The sequence below is a fragment of the Methylobacterium sp. V23 genome (genome assembly GCF_002917135.1).
In the GTDB taxonomy this organism is placed as follows: Bacteria; Pseudomonadota; Alphaproteobacteria; order Rhizobiales; family Beijerinckiaceae; genus Methylobacterium.
Window position 1 is genome coordinate 1 of the sequence record NZ_PDHT01000093.1, and the last position, 2,830, is coordinate 2,830.

Annotated in this window: 2 protein-coding genes; both read right to left on the reverse strand. The window is 72.0% G+C overall.

The annotated features are described in order from the left end of the window. On the reverse strand, positions 1 to 1,331 hold a 1,331-nt coding region (locus CRT23_RS27325; protein WP_103712608.1), incomplete at its 3' end, for an HlyD family type I secretion periplasmic adaptor subunit. Continuing rightward, positions 1,331 to 2,830 (reverse strand): type I secretion system permease/ATPase (locus CRT23_RS27330; protein WP_103712609.1); only part of this gene is annotated, 1,500 nt, incomplete at its 5' end. The genes CRT23_RS27325 and CRT23_RS27330, both read right to left, overlap by 1 nt.

Below are 2,830 nucleotides of genomic sequence, written 5' to 3' on the forward strand. Positions count from 1 at the left end.
TTGGCGATCTGGTCGGTGAGCGGCTTGGTGAGGTAGCTGAGCACCGAGCGGTTGCCGAGCTGCATGAAGGTCTCGACCGGCATGCCCGGGACGAGGCGGGCGGTGCCGAGGCGCTCCTTCTGGTCCTCCGGCACCCGGATGCGGGCGGTGTAGTAGCTCATCCCGGTCTTCGGATCGGAGGTGACGTCGGCCGAGACCCGGGACACCACCCCGTCGATCTCCGGCGTCGTGCGCTGGTTGAAGGCCGAGAAGCGCAGCACGGCGGCCTGGTCGAGGCGGACGTTGTCGATGTCCTGCGGCTGGATCTTCACCTCCACCGCGAGCTGGTCCGCCTCCGGTACGATCAGCATGGCGGGCTCGGAGGGCGTCACCAGGCCGCCGATCGTGTGCACCGTCATCTGGTGCACGGTGCCCGATTGCGGCGCGCGCATGTCGACGCGCTTGAGCTGGTCCTCGGCGGCGACGCGCTTCTCGACGTATTCCGACCACTTGCCCCGGATCTCGGCGAGATCCTTGCCGGTCTCAGTGCGCATGTCGCCGTCGATCTGAAGGATCTGCAGCTCGGTCTCGGCGATCTTGCCCCGGGCCGAGGCCGTCGAGGCGAGGAGCTGGCCGCGCTCGCCATCGAGGCGCGCGGCGTCGCGCTCCAGGGCGTTGACCCGGGCGAGCGGCACCAGGTTCTTGGCGTAGAGCTCCCGCACGCCCTGCAACTCGCCGGTGATGAAGCCGACCTCGCGGGCTTTGGCCGCGACCTGCTCCGTCAGGCCCTTGATCTCCTCGCGCAGCTGCTGGACGCGCTCGCGCAGCTGCGCCTTCTGGCCCTCGCGGCCGGCCACGCGGGACTTGAACAGCCGGGTCTCGCCCTCGATCAGGTGAGCCACTGAGGGGTCGCTGTCCTTGCGGGCCAGCAACTCGGGCGGGAAGGTGATGGCGGCGGCGCCGTCGCGCTCGGCCTCGTCGCGGGCGCGACGGGCGGAGAGCTCGTCCAGGGCCTTTAGGATGATGTCGAGGTTGGCCCGGGTCTGGGTCTCGTCGAGACGGATCAGGATATCGCCGGCCTTGACGTGCATGCCGTCGCGCACCCGCAGCTCGCCGACGACACCGCCGGTGGGGTGCTGCACCTTCTTCACGTCGGATTCGACCACGAGCTGACCCGGCGCGATCACGGCGCCGGAGATCTGGGTGAAGGTCGCCCAGCCGCCCACGCCCACCACCAGCACCGCCCCCAGGGCGACGCCGAGGGCGAGGTGGCGGCGGATCGAGCCCTGCGCGGCGGGACGCGGGGCCGTGAGGGCGGGATGCATGTCGATGGGGCTGAGGGCGACGGACATCAGGCACTCTCCTGCAGGGCGCCGGGGGCGGCCTGCGTGTCCACGGGGCGGGCCTCCACGGGGACCGAGGCCGGGCGCAGCACGCGCTTGAGGACCTCGTCCTTCGGTCCGAAGGCCTGGGCCCGGCCCTCCGCCATCATCAGGATGAGGTCGACCGCGCCCAGCGCCGACGGCCGGTGGGCGATGACGATGCAGACGCCGCCGCGGCGGCGGACTCCGATGATCGCCTGGGTCAGGGCGTTCTCGCCCTCGGCGTCGAGATTGGCGTTGGGCTCGTCGAGGATGACCAGGAAGGGGTTGCCGTAGAGGGCCCGGGCCAGGCCGACGCGCTGGCGCTGGCCGGCGGACAGGCCGGCACCGCCCTCGCCGATGCGGGTGTCGTAGCCCTCCGACAGGCGCAGGATCAGCTCGTGCACGCCGGCCGCGCGGGCGGCGGCGATCACCGCCTCGGAGGGGGCCTGCGGATCGAAGCGGGCGATGTTCTCCGCCACCGTGCCGGCGAACAGCTCCACCTCCTGGGGCAGAAAGCCGATATGGGGGCCGAGATCGTCGGTCGACCACTGGTCGAGGGCGGCGCCGTCGAGGCGCACCTTTCCGCGCACGGCCGGCCAGACCCCGACGAGGGCGCGCACCAGGCTCGACTTGCCCGAGGCCGAGGGGCCGATCACGCCGAGGCCCTGTCCGGCCTGGAGGGCGAAGCTGATGTCCTGGACCACGAGGCGGGGGGTTCCGGGCGGGGCGACGCTGATGCTCTCGACCTGAAGCGCACGGGAGGGGGCCGGCAGCGCGTGCAGCTGCGCGCCGGCGGGCATGCGAGCGAAGAGATCGGACAGGCGGGCCCAGGACTGGCGCGCCTGGACGAAGCCCTTCCAGTTGGCGATGGCGAGCTCGGCCGGGGCCAGGGCCCGGGCCACCAGGATCGAGGAGGCGATGATGACGCCGCTACTGGCCTGTCCGTTGATCACGAGGAAGGCGCCCAGCGCCAAGGTGCCGGACTGGAGAGCGGTGCGGAACACCTTGGACCCGGCGCCGTAGCCGCCGGCGATGTCGGAGGCGCGCTGCTGCGACTGCATGTAGTCGCGGTTGGCCAGGGCCCAGCGAGTGGCGAAGCGCCCCTGCATGCCCATGGCGGCCAGCACCTCGGCGTTGCGGCGGCCGGCCTCGGCCAGGCCGTTGCGGCGCAGGCCGTGGGCGGTGGCGGTCTGGGCCGGCTGCCGGGTCGCCCGGTCGGTGAGGAGGCCAAAGGTCGCGAGCACGGCAGCACCAACCAGGGCGGCGACGCCGATCAGGGGATGGAACAGGAAGCAGATCAGGAGATAGATCGGCATCCAGGGAAGATCGAAGAAGGCGGAGGGGCCCGAGCCGCCGAGGAAGGCGCGCAGCTGGTCGAGGTCGCGCAGGGGCAGGAGGCCGTCGCCGGGAGCGGCCCCCTTCAGGGGGGCACGCACCACGATGTCGAAGACCCGCCCGCTCAAGGATTCGTCCAGGGCGGCACCGAT